Source organism: Clostridium sp. UBA5988 (assembly GCF_002435615.1).
Classification (GTDB): domain Bacteria; phylum Bacillota; class Clostridia; order Clostridiales; family Clostridiaceae; genus Clostridium_J; species Clostridium_J sulfidigenes.
This window is the reverse complement of the sequence record NZ_DJBA01000018.1, coordinates 36,464-53,656: the sequence shown is the minus strand read 5'-3', so window position 1 is coordinate 53,656 and position 17,193 is coordinate 36,464. Positions and strand designations below refer to the sequence as shown.

Annotated in this window: 15 protein-coding genes; 8 read left to right on the top strand and 7 right to left on the bottom strand. The window is 32.9% G+C overall.

Features of this window, described 5'->3' with window-relative positions; all coding sequences use genetic code 11:
- Positions 1-86: 86 nt before the first annotated feature.
- Entirely contained in the window at positions 87-1,898 is a 1,812-nt protein-coding gene (locus tag B3J31_RS03475) for a glycoside hydrolase family 25 protein (protein ID WP_346866608.1), read from the top strand.
- A 45-nt stretch (positions 1,899-1,943) separates the two neighbouring features.
- Here B3J31_RS03475 and B3J31_RS03470 read toward each other — a convergent pair whose 3' ends face one another.
- The 6 genes from B3J31_RS03470 to B3J31_RS03445 all read right to left on the bottom strand — a co-directional run bounded on the left by B3J31_RS03470 (position 1,944) and on the right by B3J31_RS03445 (position 6,446).
- Entirely contained in the window at positions 1,944-2,294 is a 351-nt protein-coding gene (locus B3J31_RS03470) for a hypothetical protein (RefSeq protein ID WP_346866609.1), read from the bottom strand.
- A gap of 92 nt (positions 2,295-2,386) precedes the next feature.
- Positions 2,387-2,710: a hypothetical protein gene (locus B3J31_RS03465; protein WP_150845655.1), complete on the bottom strand. Its 324-nt coding sequence runs from the start codon at positions 2,708-2,710 to the stop codon at positions 2,387-2,389.
- Positions 2,711-2,806: 96 nt separating this feature from the next.
- Complete coding sequence (locus B3J31_RS03460) at positions 2,807-3,562, bottom strand: TSUP family transporter (RefSeq protein ID WP_346866610.1); 756 nt, start codon at positions 3,560-3,562, stop codon at positions 2,807-2,809.
- A gap of 181 nt (positions 3,563-3,743) precedes the next feature.
- A complete protein-coding gene (locus B3J31_RS03455; protein ID WP_346866611.1) occupies positions 3,744-5,099 on the bottom strand; it encodes a radical SAM protein in 1,356 nt (451 codons plus the stop codon).
- Between the two features lie 15 nt (positions 5,100-5,114).
- Positions 5,115-5,693 carry a manganese efflux pump MntP family protein gene (locus B3J31_RS03450; RefSeq protein WP_035134233.1) on the bottom strand — a complete coding sequence of 193 codons (579 nt, stop codon included), beginning with the start codon at positions 5,691-5,693 and terminating at the stop codon, positions 5,115-5,117.
- A 186-nt stretch (positions 5,694-5,879) separates the two neighbouring features.
- Positions 5,880-6,446, bottom strand: coding sequence for a TetR/AcrR family transcriptional regulator C-terminal domain-containing protein (locus B3J31_RS03445; RefSeq protein WP_346866612.1), 567 nt, complete (start codon positions 6,444-6,446; stop codon positions 5,880-5,882).
- 564 nt (positions 6,447-7,010) lie between these two features.
- On the opposite strand from B3J31_RS03445, the gene rlmD reads away from it, so the two are divergent.
- On the top strand, positions 7,011-8,369 hold the full coding sequence (gene rlmD, locus B3J31_RS03440) for a 23S rRNA (uracil(1939)-C(5))-methyltransferase RlmD (RefSeq protein WP_346866613.1): 1,359 nt from the start codon (positions 7,011-7,013) through the stop codon (positions 8,367-8,369).
- Positions 8,370-8,726: 357 nt separating this feature from the next.
- Here rlmD and B3J31_RS03435 read toward each other — a convergent pair whose 3' ends face one another.
- Positions 8,727-8,957, bottom strand: a complete 231-nt coding sequence (locus tag B3J31_RS03435) for a hypothetical protein (RefSeq protein WP_346873599.1) — start codon at positions 8,955-8,957, stop codon at positions 8,727-8,729.
- A 401-nt stretch (positions 8,958-9,358) separates the two neighbouring features.
- Here B3J31_RS03435 and B3J31_RS03430 point away from each other — a divergent pair, with 401 nt between their 5' ends.
- The 6 genes from B3J31_RS03430 to B3J31_RS03405 all read left to right on the top strand — a co-directional run bounded on the left by B3J31_RS03430 (position 9,359) and on the right by B3J31_RS03405 (position 17,103).
- Positions 9,359-9,568 (top strand): helix-turn-helix domain-containing protein, encoded by a 210-nt coding sequence (locus B3J31_RS03430; protein ID WP_346866615.1) that lies wholly within the window; start codon positions 9,359-9,361, stop codon positions 9,566-9,568.
- A gap of 36 nt (positions 9,569-9,604) precedes the next feature.
- Positions 9,605-11,119, top strand: coding sequence for a class I SAM-dependent DNA methyltransferase (locus tag B3J31_RS03425; RefSeq protein WP_346866616.1), 1,515 nt, complete (start codon positions 9,605-9,607; stop codon positions 11,117-11,119).
- Between the two features lie 38 nt (positions 11,120-11,157).
- On the top strand, positions 11,158-12,375 hold the full coding sequence (locus tag B3J31_RS03420) for a restriction endonuclease subunit S (protein ID WP_346866617.1): 1,218 nt from the start codon (positions 11,158-11,160) through the stop codon (positions 12,373-12,375).
- 53 nt (positions 12,376-12,428) lie between these two features.
- Positions 12,429-13,376, top strand: a complete 948-nt coding sequence (locus B3J31_RS03415) for a hypothetical protein (RefSeq protein ID WP_346866618.1) — start codon at positions 12,429-12,431, stop codon at positions 13,374-13,376.
- Positions 13,377-13,399: 23 nt separating this feature from the next.
- On the top strand, positions 13,400-14,011 hold the full coding sequence (locus tag B3J31_RS03410) for a hypothetical protein (RefSeq protein ID WP_346866619.1): 612 nt from the start codon (positions 13,400-13,402) through the stop codon (positions 14,009-14,011).
- 62 nt (positions 14,012-14,073) lie between these two features.
- The gene (locus tag B3J31_RS03405; protein WP_346866620.1) at positions 14,074-17,103 is read left to right on the top strand and encodes a type I restriction endonuclease subunit R; all 3,030 of its coding nucleotides are present in this window, start codon (positions 14,074-14,076) and stop codon (positions 17,101-17,103) included.
- Positions 17,104-17,193 lie beyond the last annotated feature (90 nt).

Sequence of the window (17,193 nt, the reverse complement as noted above, 5' to 3'; positions counted from 1 at the left end):
ATTTGAAATTTAAATAAAAATGTTGTAACACATTGGATATATGACTAGTAATATAATAAGTGAAGCATTCAATTTCGGAGGAGAGTATGCAAAATAAAACTAGTCGTAACATAATAGGTCCTGATTTAAATGAATATAGGGGCGATGTAAATTATACTCTACTTGCAACACAAACCCCATATGCTTATTTACGTGGTTCTGGTTATGGTACTGGTAGATTTAGAATAGACAGAAAATTTATTGAGTATGTAAACGGATTAAGAAATGTGGGAGTAAAAACAGGTGCATATCACTATGCAGTACCTTCCACAGATTTAACTACCGCAGATGTTCAATGTGATGGATTTATAGACATATTACAACAAGCTTATGGACCAGGAAGATATGGAGATCTATTCCCTGTAATTGACATTGAAGCACCACTAGATAAATCTATATCTACAGATGCCTTACTAGATTGGGTAGATAGATTTAGAAAGAGATTTGAAAGAAAAACTAGAAGAAAAATGATGATATATACTGGAGCATTTTTTATTGATTTATATAACAACTTCTACCATACTAAGAAAGGCTTTATTCTAGCAGATATGCCACTTTGGATTGCTATGTATCCAGAATTACCATCTAATCCTCCATATCCAAGGGATCAAGGTGGATGGACTAGATGGAGAATGTGGCAATTTACTGAAACGGGAACTATGCCTGGAGTAAATCCACCAGTAGACTTAAACTATGGACCAGAAAATTTAGATTTATTAACGCAACCTAGAAATGTAAGAGATTTTAGAGCAGTAGCAACAGGCCAAGAAATAAGAATGAATTGGACTAAAAATACAGATATAGATTTAGGTGGATATAATATATTCATAAACTCCAACTATGTAACTACATTAGGCAGAGATGCTAACTCCTATGTTTTAAAACTAGCTAACAAACCAAGTCTAGGAGAAAAGTATATAATGTCTATTGAAGCCTTTGATACCGATGGAGATTTTTCACAACAGAGAGCTAGTGCTAATGTTACCTTTGGTAGAGAGATAGTATTAAATAATGAAAATTCCCAGGAATGTCAATGTAATAACAGATGGGATGTAGATGATTATACTGATGTAAAATCTGTAGAATTTAAGGATCCTGTAGATGGTTTAGCAAAAAGATTTATTAAACCTATTGAAAGAAAAGAAGATTTTGATATCTATGATGATTTTGTAGAAACTGATGATGAATTTGATGATATTTTATATATGAAGAGATTAGAAGCTGAAAGAGCATATAAAAAATATTATGATAATAGGGACTCTAGGGATAAATTTGGTCTTTCTGAAATTAATAGAGAGTGTAGAAGAGAGAACCCTTATAAAAAGCTAGATAAAAAATGTGAAAATCCTTGTCAAAGATGTAATAAAAACTATGAGGAGCATCACGAGGAATATGATAAGTGGAATGAAGAGCAGTATGATGATATTGAAAAACAAGTCCATGATGACAATGATATAATCGATAGAAATAATTTTAAAGAACACATAGACTATGAAGAAATAGATACAAAAGGTATAGAACAAGAAGAAAATCATATTTTATTAGAGGATGTTGAGAATAGTAAAAGATATGAAAAACCAGTATATGATGACATCCTAAGAGAAGAATATGAAGGAGATCGTCGTAGATTAGAAAATCGTGATCCAATAAGTTATAAGGTATGTGAGGAATGTGTGCAGCCTAAGAGCAACTGCATGAAGTGTGAATATTTACTTCAAAACATGTATCTAAATAATTGTGATTATGGACACAAACATCATAAAAAGAAATGCTATGATTATAAAGAATATGATGAATGTTATCCAAGTAAGAAGAAGAGCAAGAAGAAGAAAAAACATCATAAAAAACATCACAGATAATTAAAAAGTCCACTTTCTTATAAGGAAGGTGGACTTTAATACATATTATACTTCTTTTGGTGTATCCGTAATAGGTTCAGTTTTTATAGCATACTGAAAAGCACTTTCGTCACTATCTTCATATTGTTTTATGTCAGGGAAAGCTTCATAATCAATTTCACCATCTTCACCACAGTGACAAGCATTTAGATTTTCTTCATAGTCATCATCTAAAAAGCTACATTGACATAGGTCTGAATCTTCATCTCTATCTTCCTCTTCATTTAAATCACCCTTCATAAGAGCCTCACTTATAGACTTTATGCTCTTGTTTGAAACGGCATTTACAATTTTATCTACAACCACAACAGCACCTACAATAGCTAAAGTATTTGTTATTAATTTTTTAAAATTCATAATATCATTCCTTTCTTAAGATTCCCATTTAGTTTATGTATAATATGAGAAATTATATCTAAATATTTATTAAAATATTTTTTTAATATTTTTTATTGCATTATATTAGTTTTTTGTGCCTTTATTTTTTTCATAATAGACTCTAGATTAAACATATGACTTTGAAGTATGTTAAGATTCTTACCTAAAGCTATGCTTCTAGTTATTATTCCATCAAATAGCTCCGATTCCTTTTGAGTAAGAGAATCCTTAAACTTCCCTCGTTGTTCAAAGTTAAGTTCTTCAAATTCCACAACAATGTGATAACAATACTCTAATAAATTGCCATTAATATGATTAGCTCTATTTTTATAATTTCTTTTACAAACTAAAAATCCAATAATAATTATAATAATTAAAACAACAAATGAATACATGAGCACAAAGCCTCCTTTTTAGCACACATTAATAAGTATAGGCTAAGGATAAGTTCCTGTAAAGAAAATTATTCCTAATATATAAAATATTTAATATTAGAATAGTTGTAATAACATTTTTATAGCTACCGCAAGGGACATAGTAACAAAAATAGGTTTAATAACCTTTGAACCCTTATTAATAGCTAACTTTGTTCCAAGCTTAGCTCCTAATATCATAAATAAACAAACAGGTAAACCAATTAAGTAATTTATGTTACCACTAAAAGCAAAGGTAACAAGAGCAGCAATATTACTAACAAAATTTAAAACTCTAGCATTGGCTGAAGCTTTAAGAAAATTAAAACCTAAAATATTAATAAGACCAAAGATTAAAAAGGAGCCTGTACCAGGTCCAAAGAATCCGTCATAGAATCCTAGTGAAAAAGCAAAGATTATAGAAATAGTCATATTCCTTTTATTTAATCCCTTAAAATTATCCTTTTCCCCAATGGATTTAGAAAAGAATGTATAAACACCTATGGCAAGAACTAGCACAAGAACTAAAGGTTGAAGAAAACTTTCATCCAATAGAAGTACAGCCTTAACGCCTAAAATAGAGCCTATTAAAGTGAAGGGTGCTACTATTTTAAGAAACTTAAAATTGCAGTTACCTGACTTTATAAAATTAATAGAACTAGTAAGAGATGCCATAGAAGCTGTAAACTTGTTAGTTCCAAGGACCATGTGAGGAGGCAAACCAGCTATCATATAAGCAGGAACGCTTATTATCCCACCACCACCAGCAATGGAATCTACAAAGGCTGCGAGAAAACCTGCTAAGCATAAAAAAATAAAAGTAAGTGTATTCATAATTCCTCCAGAAATTTAATTTTTACAAGCTTCATATTAAAGAATATATTATATATTTATGAAGCATAATCTACTCTTATATTATAAGGGGAAAAGGAAGAAAAAGAAACAGAATTACTTTATTATTCATAAAAGTACCCCATAGGCCAGGAATAAAATTCCTTACCCAATGGGGCACAGTTTATTTGTTTTTACACATTAAATTTTCTTTCCATAATGGTTCAGCACGTTTAGCCCAAGTTTCACCATAGTCTATAGTTTTAGCTACTAAATCATCTACATTTTCAGGATCTACATACTCTGTAGACTTAGCCCCAGAAGCCTTAACCATCTTTGCAATCTTTGGAGCATTATCAAGAATTGGGCAAGGTCTAAATTGATTTTTATTAAAAGGTTGATTCTTTTGGTATTCTATAAACAGTGGCTGTCCTAGAGCCTCAATTAAAGGAACTTCCTTTATATTAGCACTGGAGTAGTGGCAGAATACACAAGGTTCCACATCTCCATTAGCATTAATATGGCAGTATCGTCTTCCACCAGCCACACAACCACCAACATATTCAGCATCATGCCAGAAATCCATATTAAAGATTGGTTTAGTACAGCGCCAACCCCTTATAGTACGATAAAGTTTTTCTCTTTGATCAGGATTAGCCATTAAGGAAGTATCTGTTTTGCAGCCTATAGGCATAAAAGTAAAATACCAAGAGAAATAAGCACCCATATCTATCATCATATCTATAAATTCTTCAGATAAAACGCTGTCACAGTTATTAGTTGTAAAGCAAGTTGAGAATCCAAATGGAACTCTATTTTCTTTCATAAGAGCCATAGCACGAGTAATATCCTTCCAAGAACCATTACCACGTCTTGCATCAGTAGCATCATCAAAACCTTCAACACTAATAGTAGGAACTATATTTCCAACTTCACATAGATCTTCACAGAAACCCTGGTCAATTAAGGTTCCATTAGTAAATATCATAAACACACAATCATTATGTTTCTTAGCTAGTTTTAAAATATCATTCTTTCTAACTAAAGGCTCACCACCAGTCATTATATAAAAGAAGATACCCAAATCCTTACCTTGAATAAGTAAACTATCTAATTCATCATAGCTTAAATTTAAAGCCTTGTTATAATCAGCAGCCCAACAACCAATACATTTCTTATTACAAGCAGTAGTAGGATCTATAAGTAAAGTAAAGGGAATTTCATATCCATATTCCTTAGATTTTTTTCTAGACTCACTCCAACCTCTAATAGAAGAATTAAGAAGAAAGTTACTAAACACAGTCTCTAAAATATGAGGATTCACTTCTTTGGCTAATTTAGTCATAAGCTCTACCCAGTTATTATCCTTCTCCTTTAAAAATCCTTCAACGGCATCATATTGAGGAGTATATAAATTATCTGTATCAAACTTCCTTAACCAATGAACAATTTTCTCAAAGTTTTTTTCAGGATTCTTCTTTAAGTATCCAAGTCCCTGCTTTAAAGCAGCCTTTTCAATTTTATATTTTACATTTAACATAAGCCATCCCCCATTTTAAATAATTTTAAAGTAAGAAAGTATCATTTTTACTCCCATAATAAGCAATATAACGCTACCACAGATATTAACTGCAACTCTGTACTTATCACCCACACGGTAGCCTACCCTAAGTCCAACAATAGATGAAATCCCTGTTATCACAAATATGATAAACATATCTATAATAATTTCAGTGCGCAGTAGAGCAAAGCCAATTCCTAATACTAAAGCATCCAAACTAGTTGCAAAGGCTAAGGAAAAAATATTTCTATAATTAAAACTTTCCCTTTGCTCATTGATGGATTTAATAGTCAGGGCATTTTTTATCATCTTCAGTCCTAAGAAAATGAAAATAATTGCAGAAAACCATTGATTGATGGATTTAAAAGTTTCAGAATAAATTGAGCTTACTGGAAACTTGGTAATCATCATTCCAATAGTAAGCATAATAGCTTGTATTCCTCCAAATGCAAGGCCAACAATAAAATCCATACGCTTTTTAAGATAAGGTTGAGTTGCACCTGTACATACTGTCACTGTAAATGCATCTAAAGACAATCCTATTGATACTATGATTACTTCCAGAACACTCATAAGCATCTTCCTTTCATAATCTGTTTTCTTAAATTATAGTCAATATAGATTTTTATGTAAAAATACACTTTGCCATAAATGTATATCAAAAAAAACAAAAAGCAACTTATGTAGTTGCTTTAAAACAAATCTATTTAATTGTTTTATATAAGATTAGTAAGATATTTTGTTAAAGCCCATAACTTTTTATAATGGCTTGAACACAATATCTTCTAAGGAGTTAGAAAGTAGTAAATAATATTTTTCAGCTAACTCATGAGCAGGAACTTGTACACCTTTTTTAAGCCAAGTAATTAAAAAATAGGTCAAACCTCTAGAGTAATAATTAGCAATTTCAGAAGCGGTGAGAATTCCTTCAAAATTCATATTTTCTATATCTAGCACAGAGAACAATTCTTCAAACATCTTAAGAAGAAATTTATATATTATACTCTCAAAGGAATTTTGTCCTTCTATTTTAATAGCTTTAATATAAAACTCTTTGTTATTTTCTATCCTAGTAAGAACAAAAAGAATTGTCTCATTAAACATTTTATTATCTATAAGAAGGGTTGCACCTTCAAATATATCCTTATAGCAAATCCATTCAAGCAGTTCATACTTATCAGCAAAGTGGTTGTAAAAGGAAGGTCTTATTAACTTTGCTTCATCAGTAATCATTTTTATAGTTATCTTATCAAAGGAATGTTGAGTCATTAACTTTTTAAAGCTATCAACTATCAGTGCTTTAGTATTTTCTTTTTTAGATCTCACAGTATAACCTCACCCCTTTAAAGATATTCTAAAAGTTAACTCAAAGTTTTCCACAGTTTTAACCATTATATCAACTTCCTATATTTTATGTCAATTAAACCACATATATGCCATAATACTAAGAGTTGCCACACTCAGTGCAAGGAGAAGCTTTAAAATTCCTAGGGATATACCATAAAAGCCTAGATAAAATCTGGGGGATAATATATAATAAACTAGGTAATTTCAAATAAACATATACCTATTTACCTAGGAAACAATATATCTAGAAAACTATGAACCTATATAAATATGAAACTATAGAAATATTAAAATAGTTAAATAGGGAACAATAAAACAATATACCTATATAAATTTTTAACTAGGAAACTATATAACTAGTTAACTATTTGTTCTGTTTATGCGGGTTTCAGAGGTTTTGGTGATTTTCAGAGTCATATTTGGAACCCCAAAATAGAGGGTAAAATAACTTTAATAAAACTTTAAAATATACCTAATAGATGAAATTATTTTTAAATAAAAAATTAAAATTAACATAGAATTTTATTAGATAAGGAGATAAACATGAGAAAGAGAAAAGAATATGAATTTATCATAGAGGGTACAGAATTTCCAGGAAAGGGAGTTGCCTTCCATGAAGGAGAAAAAGTAGCTATAAAAAGTGCATTGCCCGGGCAAAAGGTTAGAGCAAGAGTAACTAAAAAAAATTCCAATGGAGTAGAAGCTAAACTTCTTGAAGTTTTAGAAGATGTAGATTACAAGGTAAAGCCAGCCTGCGATATCTTTGGAATTTGTGGAGGATGTAGTCAAGGAGACTTATCACTAGACACTCAACTTAAATTTAAAGAAGAACAAGTAAAGGTACTTTTAGATAACAAGGGTATAACAGATTATGAGTACCTAGGAATAGAAAGCAGCCCACTTCACTATGAATACAGAAATAAAATGGAATTCACCTTTGGAGACTTTGAAAAAGGTGGAGAACTAACCCTAGGAATGCATGCTAAAGGAAAAAGCTTTGCCATAGTATCAGTACATAACTGTCAAATAGTAGACGAAGACTTCAGAGCTATAATAAATGCAACCATAAAGCACTTCAGAGGAGAAAACCTTCCTTATTATAGAATCTTAAAACATGAAGGTTTTTTAAGAAATCTAGTAGTAAGAAAGGCTATAAACACAGGAGAAATATTAGTTAACATAGTTACAACTACCCAAGTAGAATATGACTTCACAGCCTTTGTAGATGCTTTAAAAGGATTAAATCTAAAAGGAGAGCTCACAGGAATAATCCATACCTTAAATGACTCTCTATCAGATGTAGTGCAAGCAGACTCTGTAGAAATACTACATGGAAAAGACTATATAATAGAAGAGCTTTTAGGATTAAAATTTAAAATAAATCCCTTTGCCTTCTTTCAAACTAACACTAAAGGAGCTGAGAAGCTTTACTCTATAGTAAGAGACTTCATAGGAGAATCAGAAGACAAAGTAGTCTTTGACCTATACTGCGGAACAGGAACCATAGGACAAATAGTAGCTCCAAAAGCAAAAAAAGTAGTAGGCATAGAGCTAATAGAAGAAGCCGTAGAAGCTGCAAAAGAAAATGCTAAAATCAACGGCTTAAACAACTGTGAATTCATAGCGGGAGACGTAGCCGTAACCATAAAAAATGTAACAGAAAAACCAGACATAATAATCCTAGACCCACCAAGACCAGGAGTACACCCAGTAGCCCTAGACTACGTAATAAAATTTGATGCCAAAGAAATAATCTACGTATCCTGTAACCCAAAAACACTAGCAGTAGATTTAGAAGTATTAACTGCTAATGGATATAAGGTGGAAAAGGTGAAAGTTATGGATATGTTCCCGCACACGCCGCACGTTGAGTGTGTTGTGAAGCTATTGAAGAAAGCCTAGTAATACCAAAGGTTACAGCGTTTTTAAACAATGAAACAAAGTGTGTTTTATCTCCTTCAGAGAGGTTTCTGAGGGAGATTTTTTAATTTTAAACACAGGGGGGATATTAATACGCAAAAGTATTTAAAAGCCAATAATCCTTAGAAAACAGCCACTTTGGGGTGAAATTTAAAAGTTGTGCTTAAAATAAAATTACAGTTTTAGACTACTTATCATAGAACCAGGAATGGTTTAAATATAAGTAGTCTAAATACAAAATAAGAATGGTTGAACTGATAGGATGTATTTTTATAAATGGGCAGAAAAATAGACTAGACAACATGGCTACTCTACAGCTAATGTTGTTTAGTCTAAAATCTAGGCTTTCAATGACCATTTAAAGTTGTATAATATACCATCAGTTTCTGAAACTGATACAAAAATGATGAGACTATCTTCAGAGCTATGGAGCCCATCTGACTGAAGATGATCCAAGGAAAGATCTATGATGGTAACTAGTGCAGTAAATAACTCACATAAATTTGTTATTTTAAGGGGGACGTTAGTGGTCTTAACGGTATCATACATCAATTCCTGGATACAAAGCATTTCCTCTTGTGTGTCAAAGTCATCAATATGGATACGTACCCGAGGAGCTGCTTTATGGATATAAACTTTTTTACTATACTGGAATAGTTGTTGATAAAATTTTGTAGGAATGTATACCTCACAGCGAATGGATACATGTAATACTGGCATTTTATGCATAATTATACCTCCTTATTGTAGTATCACATGTTAGCTCTATAACCAGTTAATAGCAAGTAGAATTAGGAATAAATACTAAGTGCTGGAGTTGTATAGTAAGATGTAGCAAATTGCAGGCAGTTAAAAATACTAAATGACAAAGATATCAGAGATTGATTAAAGATAGCTATAATTGTTGTGTAAGATATGATTAAACTTGAAAATGTTCCTCCAAAGGAATATACTATCGTTATATAGTGTTATTGTTAAAATGGAGGAAGACTATGGAACTTTTGACTACAACAGAAATGGCTGAAAAATGGAATGTATCCAGACGACGTGTTACCACTCTATGTAGGGATGGGCGGATTGAAGGAGCTATTTTGAGAGGAAATACATGGCTTATTCCAGAAGATACAAGGAAACCGGAAGATCCTAGACGTGTTCGTAAATTGGGGCATACTGAAGATTAAAATAAAGTTAAAACAAAAAAATGGAGGTTTTTCAAAATGGCAACAGGTACAACTAATATAGGTTTTGAGGAGCAGTTATGGTGTGCTGCTGATAAGTTGCGTTCAAATATGGATGCGGCTGAATATAAGCATGTAGTTTTAGGGTTAATTTTCCTTAAGTACGTGTCTGATTCTTTTAAAGAAAAATATGAAGAGCTAAAAGCTGAAGGTTTTGGTGACGAAGAGGATCGTGATGAATACCTTGCAGAAAATATTTTCTGGGTACCAAAGGAAGCACGATGGGAAAATATAAAAGCTCATGCTACAAATACAGATATCGGAGAAACAATCGATAAAGCAATGGAAGCTATAGAGAAAGAGAATGATTCATTGAAAGGCATTCTGACAAAGAATTACTCTCGTCGAGAGTTGGATAAGACTCGACTTGGGGAATTAGTAACTTTGTTTACCAATATCGATGTGGGAACAAGTGCAGCACAGGAAAGAGATGTACTTGGTAGAGTATATGAATATTTCTTAGGTAAGTTTGCATCGGCAGAAGGTAAGTTGGGTGGGGAATTCTATACACCATCATGTATTGTTCGTACGCTAGTAGATATGATAGAACCCTTTGAAGGACAGATCTTTGACCCAGCTTGTGGCTCTGGTGGTATGTTTTGCCAGTCAGCTCGTTTTGTAAAAGAGCATCAGGGGAATATAAGAGATATTTCTATTTTTGGACAAGAGAGCAATCCTACTACATGGAAGTTGGCAAAAATGAATCTTGCTCTTAGAGGACTGGAAGCGAACCTTGGAAAGCATAATGCGGACTCATTCCATGATGATCAACATAAAACTTTAAAAGCAAATTATATATTAGCAAATCCTCCTTTCAATATATCAGATTGGGGCGGAGACAGATTACAGGATGATATTAGATGGTCCTTTGGAATTCCGCCAGTAGGGAATGCAAACTATGCATGGTTACAGCATATGATTCATCACTTGAATCCTGTTGGAGGTGTTGCAGGTACAGTATTAGCAAATGGTTCGTTAAGCTCTAATACATCCAATGAAGGCGAAATTAGAAAGAATATGATAAAAGGCGATGTTGTAGAATGTATTGTTTCTATGCCTGGTCAGCTTTTCTATTCAACAGGAATTCCTGTTTCTCTTTGGATAATGAGAAAGGGAAAGACAAATGAAGCCAAAGGAAAAATACTATTTATAGATGCTCGTAATCTTGGATTTATGGTTGACCGTAAGGTTAGAGAACTATCAGAAGAGGATATTCAAAAGATTGCTTCTACATACCAGAACTGGAGGCATGGAAAAGATTATGAGGATATTCAAGGATTCTGTAAGAGTGCAACATTGGAAGAAGTTGCAGAACAGGAGTATATTCTAACGCCTGGTAGATATGTGGGTATAGCAGAGCAGGAGGATGATGGTGAGCCATTCGAAGAAAAAATGACAAGACTTACTACAGAACTCTATGGTTTATTTGAAGAATCACATAAACTGGAAGATGAGATTTGTAAAAAGCTTGCGGCTATTGGATATAGTAAATAAGATAAATTGTGATTTATCGGACTAGGAGGGAGTCTAAAATGTGGGAAGAAAAGAAAATATGTGATTTTGCAGAGTTAATCACTAAAGGAACCACTCCTACATCTGTAGGGTGTAAATTTGAAGATTCGGGAATTAATTATATTAAATCTGAGAGTATTGGTGCGGGTAGACAACTTGATAAAAGTAAGTATGCTTTTATTTCAGATGAGACACATGAAAAACTAAAAAGGTCACAGATAAGAGAAGGAGATATTCTTTTTTCAATGGCCGGAGCTTATTTAGGAAAAACAGGAATCGTTAGAAAAGATGATGTACCTGCAAATACTAATCAGGCGGTTGCAATTATCCGATTAAATCCTGAAAAGGTTAATTCGGAGTATGTTTATTATGTATTGAATCAACCAAGTATGGTTGCTCTTGTAAATTCAACATCGAGTCAGTCTGCGCAGCCAAATATTAATCTTAAAGATATCGGTAATTTATCGTTTGGATGCCCAGATAGAGAAACACAAGATAAAATCGTATCCTTGCTATCTAACTTGGATACAAAGATTGAAATCAATGAAGCGATAAATAGGAATTTAACGCAGCAACTCAGAGCTATTGTAGATAATTTTGTTGAGCAATTGGATGAGTTTGAATTAAAGAGACTAGATGAGGTAGCAGAGTGTCAAAATGGTCATGCATTCTATAAAGAGGGATATGATGAAGAAGGTGCTTTTGTAATAGATTTAGGTAATGTAAATACTTCTGCCAATTTTGTTTACACCAATGCTGATAAGTATATTTCATTGGAACGTTATGAACAGGAGAAATTAGAAAAGTATCGAGTATATAAAGATGACTTGGTAATGGTTATGACTGATCGCAAAAGTACAATGGAGTTACTTGGTAAGACTGGAAAAGTATATAAAGATGGATATTATATCTTAAATCAAAGAATGTATCGCATTCGTGCTAAAGAAGGTATAAATGTAAATTATCTTTATGCTATTTTGAATTCAACTAAAGTTTGCAATGGCTTAAAAGAAAAAGCTCTAGGTAGTGTTCAAAAATATGTAAATACTAAGGAAATAAATGAAATAGAAGTAATTTTACCATCACCAGTGAAAATGGATGAACTCGCACAGGTGGTAAATCCGATTAGTTCTCAAATGGAAACTAATATCCTTGAAAATGAGAATCTTCAAAAACTGCGGGATGAATTATTACCTAAGCTGATGTCAGGCGAACTAGACGTATCAGATTTGGAATAAAATTAGTACGATAAATTTTAATATAAAGTAGCATAAGAAAGTAGGGGGGATTGTTGTCTATACTAACATATAAACACAAAGCAATTATGGAAAGTTTATTTGAAATGGAAAGTGGTGATGTTTTAGATTTTTCAAATAATACTTTTCGTGTATTTATGGCAGAACTAACAGATATTGATATTTATGAAGAGCCAGGATATATAGAGGAATCTTCAAAGGCGAAGAAACTAAGAAGGTTTTGGAACAGTGAGGAAGATTCTGTTATTGGGAGAGTGATACTTGATCTTTTAGAAATGCGCGAAGCCCTAATTTATAAAAAATATGAATTTGATGATGAGTATGTAGATAACTTAGCAGATAAGGCATTAGAAATAAAATCAGTTGCAGAAGAGATGGTTGGAGAAAATCCTTTGTTTTCATCAAATGAGCAAAGATTAAATGCTGATATTTTAACTGCAAATATTGTACTAATGGACTTAATTAAGATTGGTGAACGTTTATGTTTAAATTATAATTACAATAGTGAAAGCACAGAGAATAGCTTGAATGATTATTTTAGGGATATGATGTCTAGTATGGGATATAACGAGGTTAAAGACCAAACTCGTCATGGAATATCGGCAAGTGGTAGAGATGCTGGAGAAGTAGATATTTTGTTAACCAAAGCTGGTAAAGAAATAGCTATTTTTGAGGGCTTGAAGCTAAGTAGTGTAAACTCAAATTACATTGATCAACACATAAATAAGTCAATTACTAATTATAATGCACTTGGAACAGCAACTTTTGTAGTTGCATATGTTAATACTGCAGATTTTGAAGCTTTTTGGAATAGATATGTTGACCATATAGGAAAGTATTCTTTTACATTAGGTATTAAGAAGGAATTAAGTATAGTAGCTCATCCAAATGCATCAACTCGTGTTGCTACAATGATTCTTACAAGAGATGGATATGATTTTCCAGTATATTATATTGCGCTGAAAATAGATTATAAGGATTAATTTTAATTTTAAGGAGAAGGATAATGGTTGATAATATTATATATAGATTAGATGATAACATATCTTTTCGTAAATGTAGTTTGTTTGATGAGTTTAAAACAAGTTACGGTAATTGTACAAATTACGATACAAGTGAAAAAAATTGGACAACCTATTATAGTTGTAAACAACATGGTATTCACTTACATTGTACAAAAAATCCAGAGATTGAAATGGACGTTGAAGAAGAATTTGGAGAATGGGTTTTAGTTTGTCCTAAATGCAAAAATAGAACAAAAATAAAGACATTAAGGGAAGTATATTCACGATGTCAGAAGTTGCTTAATATTGAAATTTTCAAGGATGCAAAGCTAATTAGGCTGGATGATTGGTATATTCCTGAAATCAAGGAAAAACTTAAACTGGATTCTGATTATTGGATAACTACAAATGTTAAAACTGACAAAGATGGAGATACAATAGTGGTTCTTTATATAGGTCATAAGGGAAGTGGAGATAAGGTTCAGTTCTTTATAAAACCTGAAAAAGGGCAGCTTTCATGCGATCATAAAGATTTAGATCCGGCAAAGATTTTATCTAAAATAGAGGTTCAATTAAAGAATCGTATTTTGACACAAGAATATAAAGATGATTAAGGGTTAACTGATATTACAATTTGATTTAGTTGAATTGTAATATATGAAAGGATGTGAAAACAGTGGTAGTTAATGAGAATACATTAGAGCAAGCTATTATTTCAGAACTTCAGGCAAAAGGTTATGAATATGTGTATGGTCCAGATATCGACCGAGATTATCATGAGGTAATCTTGGAAGATTGTTTTAGAGCTTCAATGTTAAATATAAATCCGGGTATAACTCAAGAGATAATTTCTGAAACTTATAAGGAAATAAAGAACCTAGGACTTTTGAGAGTAGAGGAACTAAATGCATCCTTTCATAAGTATATTGTGGAAGGGGTGCCTGTTTCTTACCAAAAAGATGATGAAAATCGTACATTCACTGTAAAATTAATAGATTTTGATAATCCAGGGGCAAATGATTTTAAAGTTGTAAATCAATATACGATTATTGAGTATAAGAATAAACGTCCAGATATTTTGGTGTTTATTAATGGAATTCCTATGGTAATGTTTGAACTAAAGAATATGGGTAATGACAGTACAACTGTTGAACAGGCTTATACACAGGTTAAGAATTATCAACTGGATATTCCTACTCTGTTTAAGTACAATGCCTTTAATGTTATCAGTGATGGTATTGATACTAGAGTTGGAACTATTACTTCTGATTATACCCGTTACATGGCATGGAAGTCGGAGGACGGTGAAAAGCCTGCAGAAAATATGACTGACTTCTTTACAGTAGCACTTAATGGGATGTTTCCTAAAGAACGTTTGCTAGATATAATTCAGAATTTCATTGTGTTTCAGGATGTTCAAGGAAAAACTGTGAAAATATTAGCCGGATACCATCAGTATTTTGCAGTGCGTAAGGCGGTGGAAAGCACTAGAAAAGCGTTAGAAGAAAAAAGCCGTAAGGTTGGAGTTGTTTGGCATACCCAGGGAAGTGGTAAAAGTCTTTCTATGGTTTTCTATACTGGTATTGTTGTAAGTGAACCAGAGTTTGAGAATCCAACTATTGTTGTGCTTACTGACCGTAACGATTTGGATAATCAGCTCTTTGGAACTTTTAGTGCTAGTTCAAAGTTACATCTACGTCAGACACCGAAGCAGGCTGAGAGCAGAGAACATTTAAAGGAACTGCTTAAGGTTAAAGCGGGAGGAATTATATTCACTACCATTCAGAAGTTTGAAGAAGGCGATGACGTTATTAATGAACGTAGTAATATTATCTTCATGGCGGATGAAGCACATCGTTCTCAATATGGGATGGAAGCTAAACTAGATAGAGCAACTGGTGAATGGAAATATGGAATGGCAAAGCATATGAGAAATGCTCTTCCCAATGCTACATTCATTGGTTTTACTGGAACGCCAATTGACATGAAAGATAAATCCACCATAGAGGTCTTTGGTAAATACATAGATATATATGATATGACGCAGGCGGTGGATGATGGTGCAACGGTACCGATTTATTATGAAAATAGAACACCAAAGCTGAAACTTAATGAAGAGATACTGAAGGAAATTGATAATGAATATGAAAAAATAGCTGAGGAGTCCACGGAATATCAAATTGAAAAGTCAAAAACAGATCTTTCAGGTATTGAAGGAGTTGTTGGATCCAAGGATCGTCTTAATATGTTAGCTGATGATATTATTGTGCATTACGAGGATCGTCAATATGTTTTGACGGGGAAGGCTATGATAGTTTGTATGACTCGTCGAATTGCAATAAATTTGTACAAGACATTATTGGAGAAACGTCCCCAGTGGGATAAAAAAGTTAAGGTTGTTCTTACATCAAGAAATCAAGACCCTGAGGATTGGCATGATATTATAGGAAACAAAGCATACCGTGATGGCTTGATGATTGAATTCAAAGACAATAACAGCGATTTTAAGATTGCTATTGTTGTAGACATGTGGCTAACAGGCTTTGATGTTCCGTCAATGGCAACTATGTATATTGATAAACCCATGAAGGGGCATTCATTAATGCAGGCCATAGCACGTGTGAACAGAGTATATAAAGATAAAGAAGCTGGACTAATAGTAGATTATATTGGCATGGCTGCAGAATTAAAGGCTGCGTTAAAACAGTATACTAAGAGAGATCAGGACAAGGTTCCGGATCTTGATATTGCATATTCTATTGCCATGGCAAAACTTGAAGTTATGCGTGATATGTTCTATGGTTTTAATTATAGTAGTTTCTTTGGAGAGTCGGATATGCAACGATTGAAAGTTATCGCTGATGGTGTAGAATTTGCTCTTGGATTTGATGAAGAGGAATCGAAGGAATATATCAAAGAAGCCACTGCATTGAGTCAAGCCGAGACCCTTTGTCGCAGCCTTATGGATGACCATGATAAGAAAGAAATTGAATTTTTCAAATGTGTAAAGGCTGGACTCTGTAAAGTTGGAGGCAAAGGGAAGATTACATCCAATGAGATTAATGCTCGTATTATAAAGATGCTAGAACAAGCCATTGAGCAGGATGGAGTGGTTAATATCTTTGAACGATCTGGACAAAAAAATCCTGAGATGTCGTTGTTATCAGAGGAGTATATGGCTCAAGTTCGCAGAATGAAGCATAAAAATATTGCAGCAGAAATATTACGTAGCTTGTTGGAAGATAACATTAGAGTGTTTGCACGTACAGGAGTCGTAAAGTCGCAGCTTTTCTCTGAAAAAATGCAAGATGTACTGAAGAGATACAATAATAGAATGATAACAAGTGCAGAGGTCATTGAGGAACTTTTAAATCTTTCAAAGGAAATGACTAAAGCTTATGCTGCAGGTGATGAAAAAGGCTTGTCACCTGAGGAGTTAGCATTTTATGATGCCCTTTCTGCTGACCCAGAAGTGCTTAGAAATATGGAAGACTCCATACTTATTGAGATGGCTCATGAATTGACAGCACTTATTCAAAGAAGCAGAACTGTGGATTGGGATAAAAAACAATCAGCGAGAGCTTATATGCGTACTCAGATTAAGCATCTGCTGCGTAAATATAAGTATCCACCAGAACAAGCAAAAAATGCAATTAACACAGTTATTAAACAGGCTGAACTTATGAGTTTAAATATGGTGGTATAAAATATATTAATTCCGATATATGAGGACAAGGAACAAAAAGCCCCACAAACGAGAATGTTTGTGGTTTTTTTGTTTTGTATGCTGTGTTAG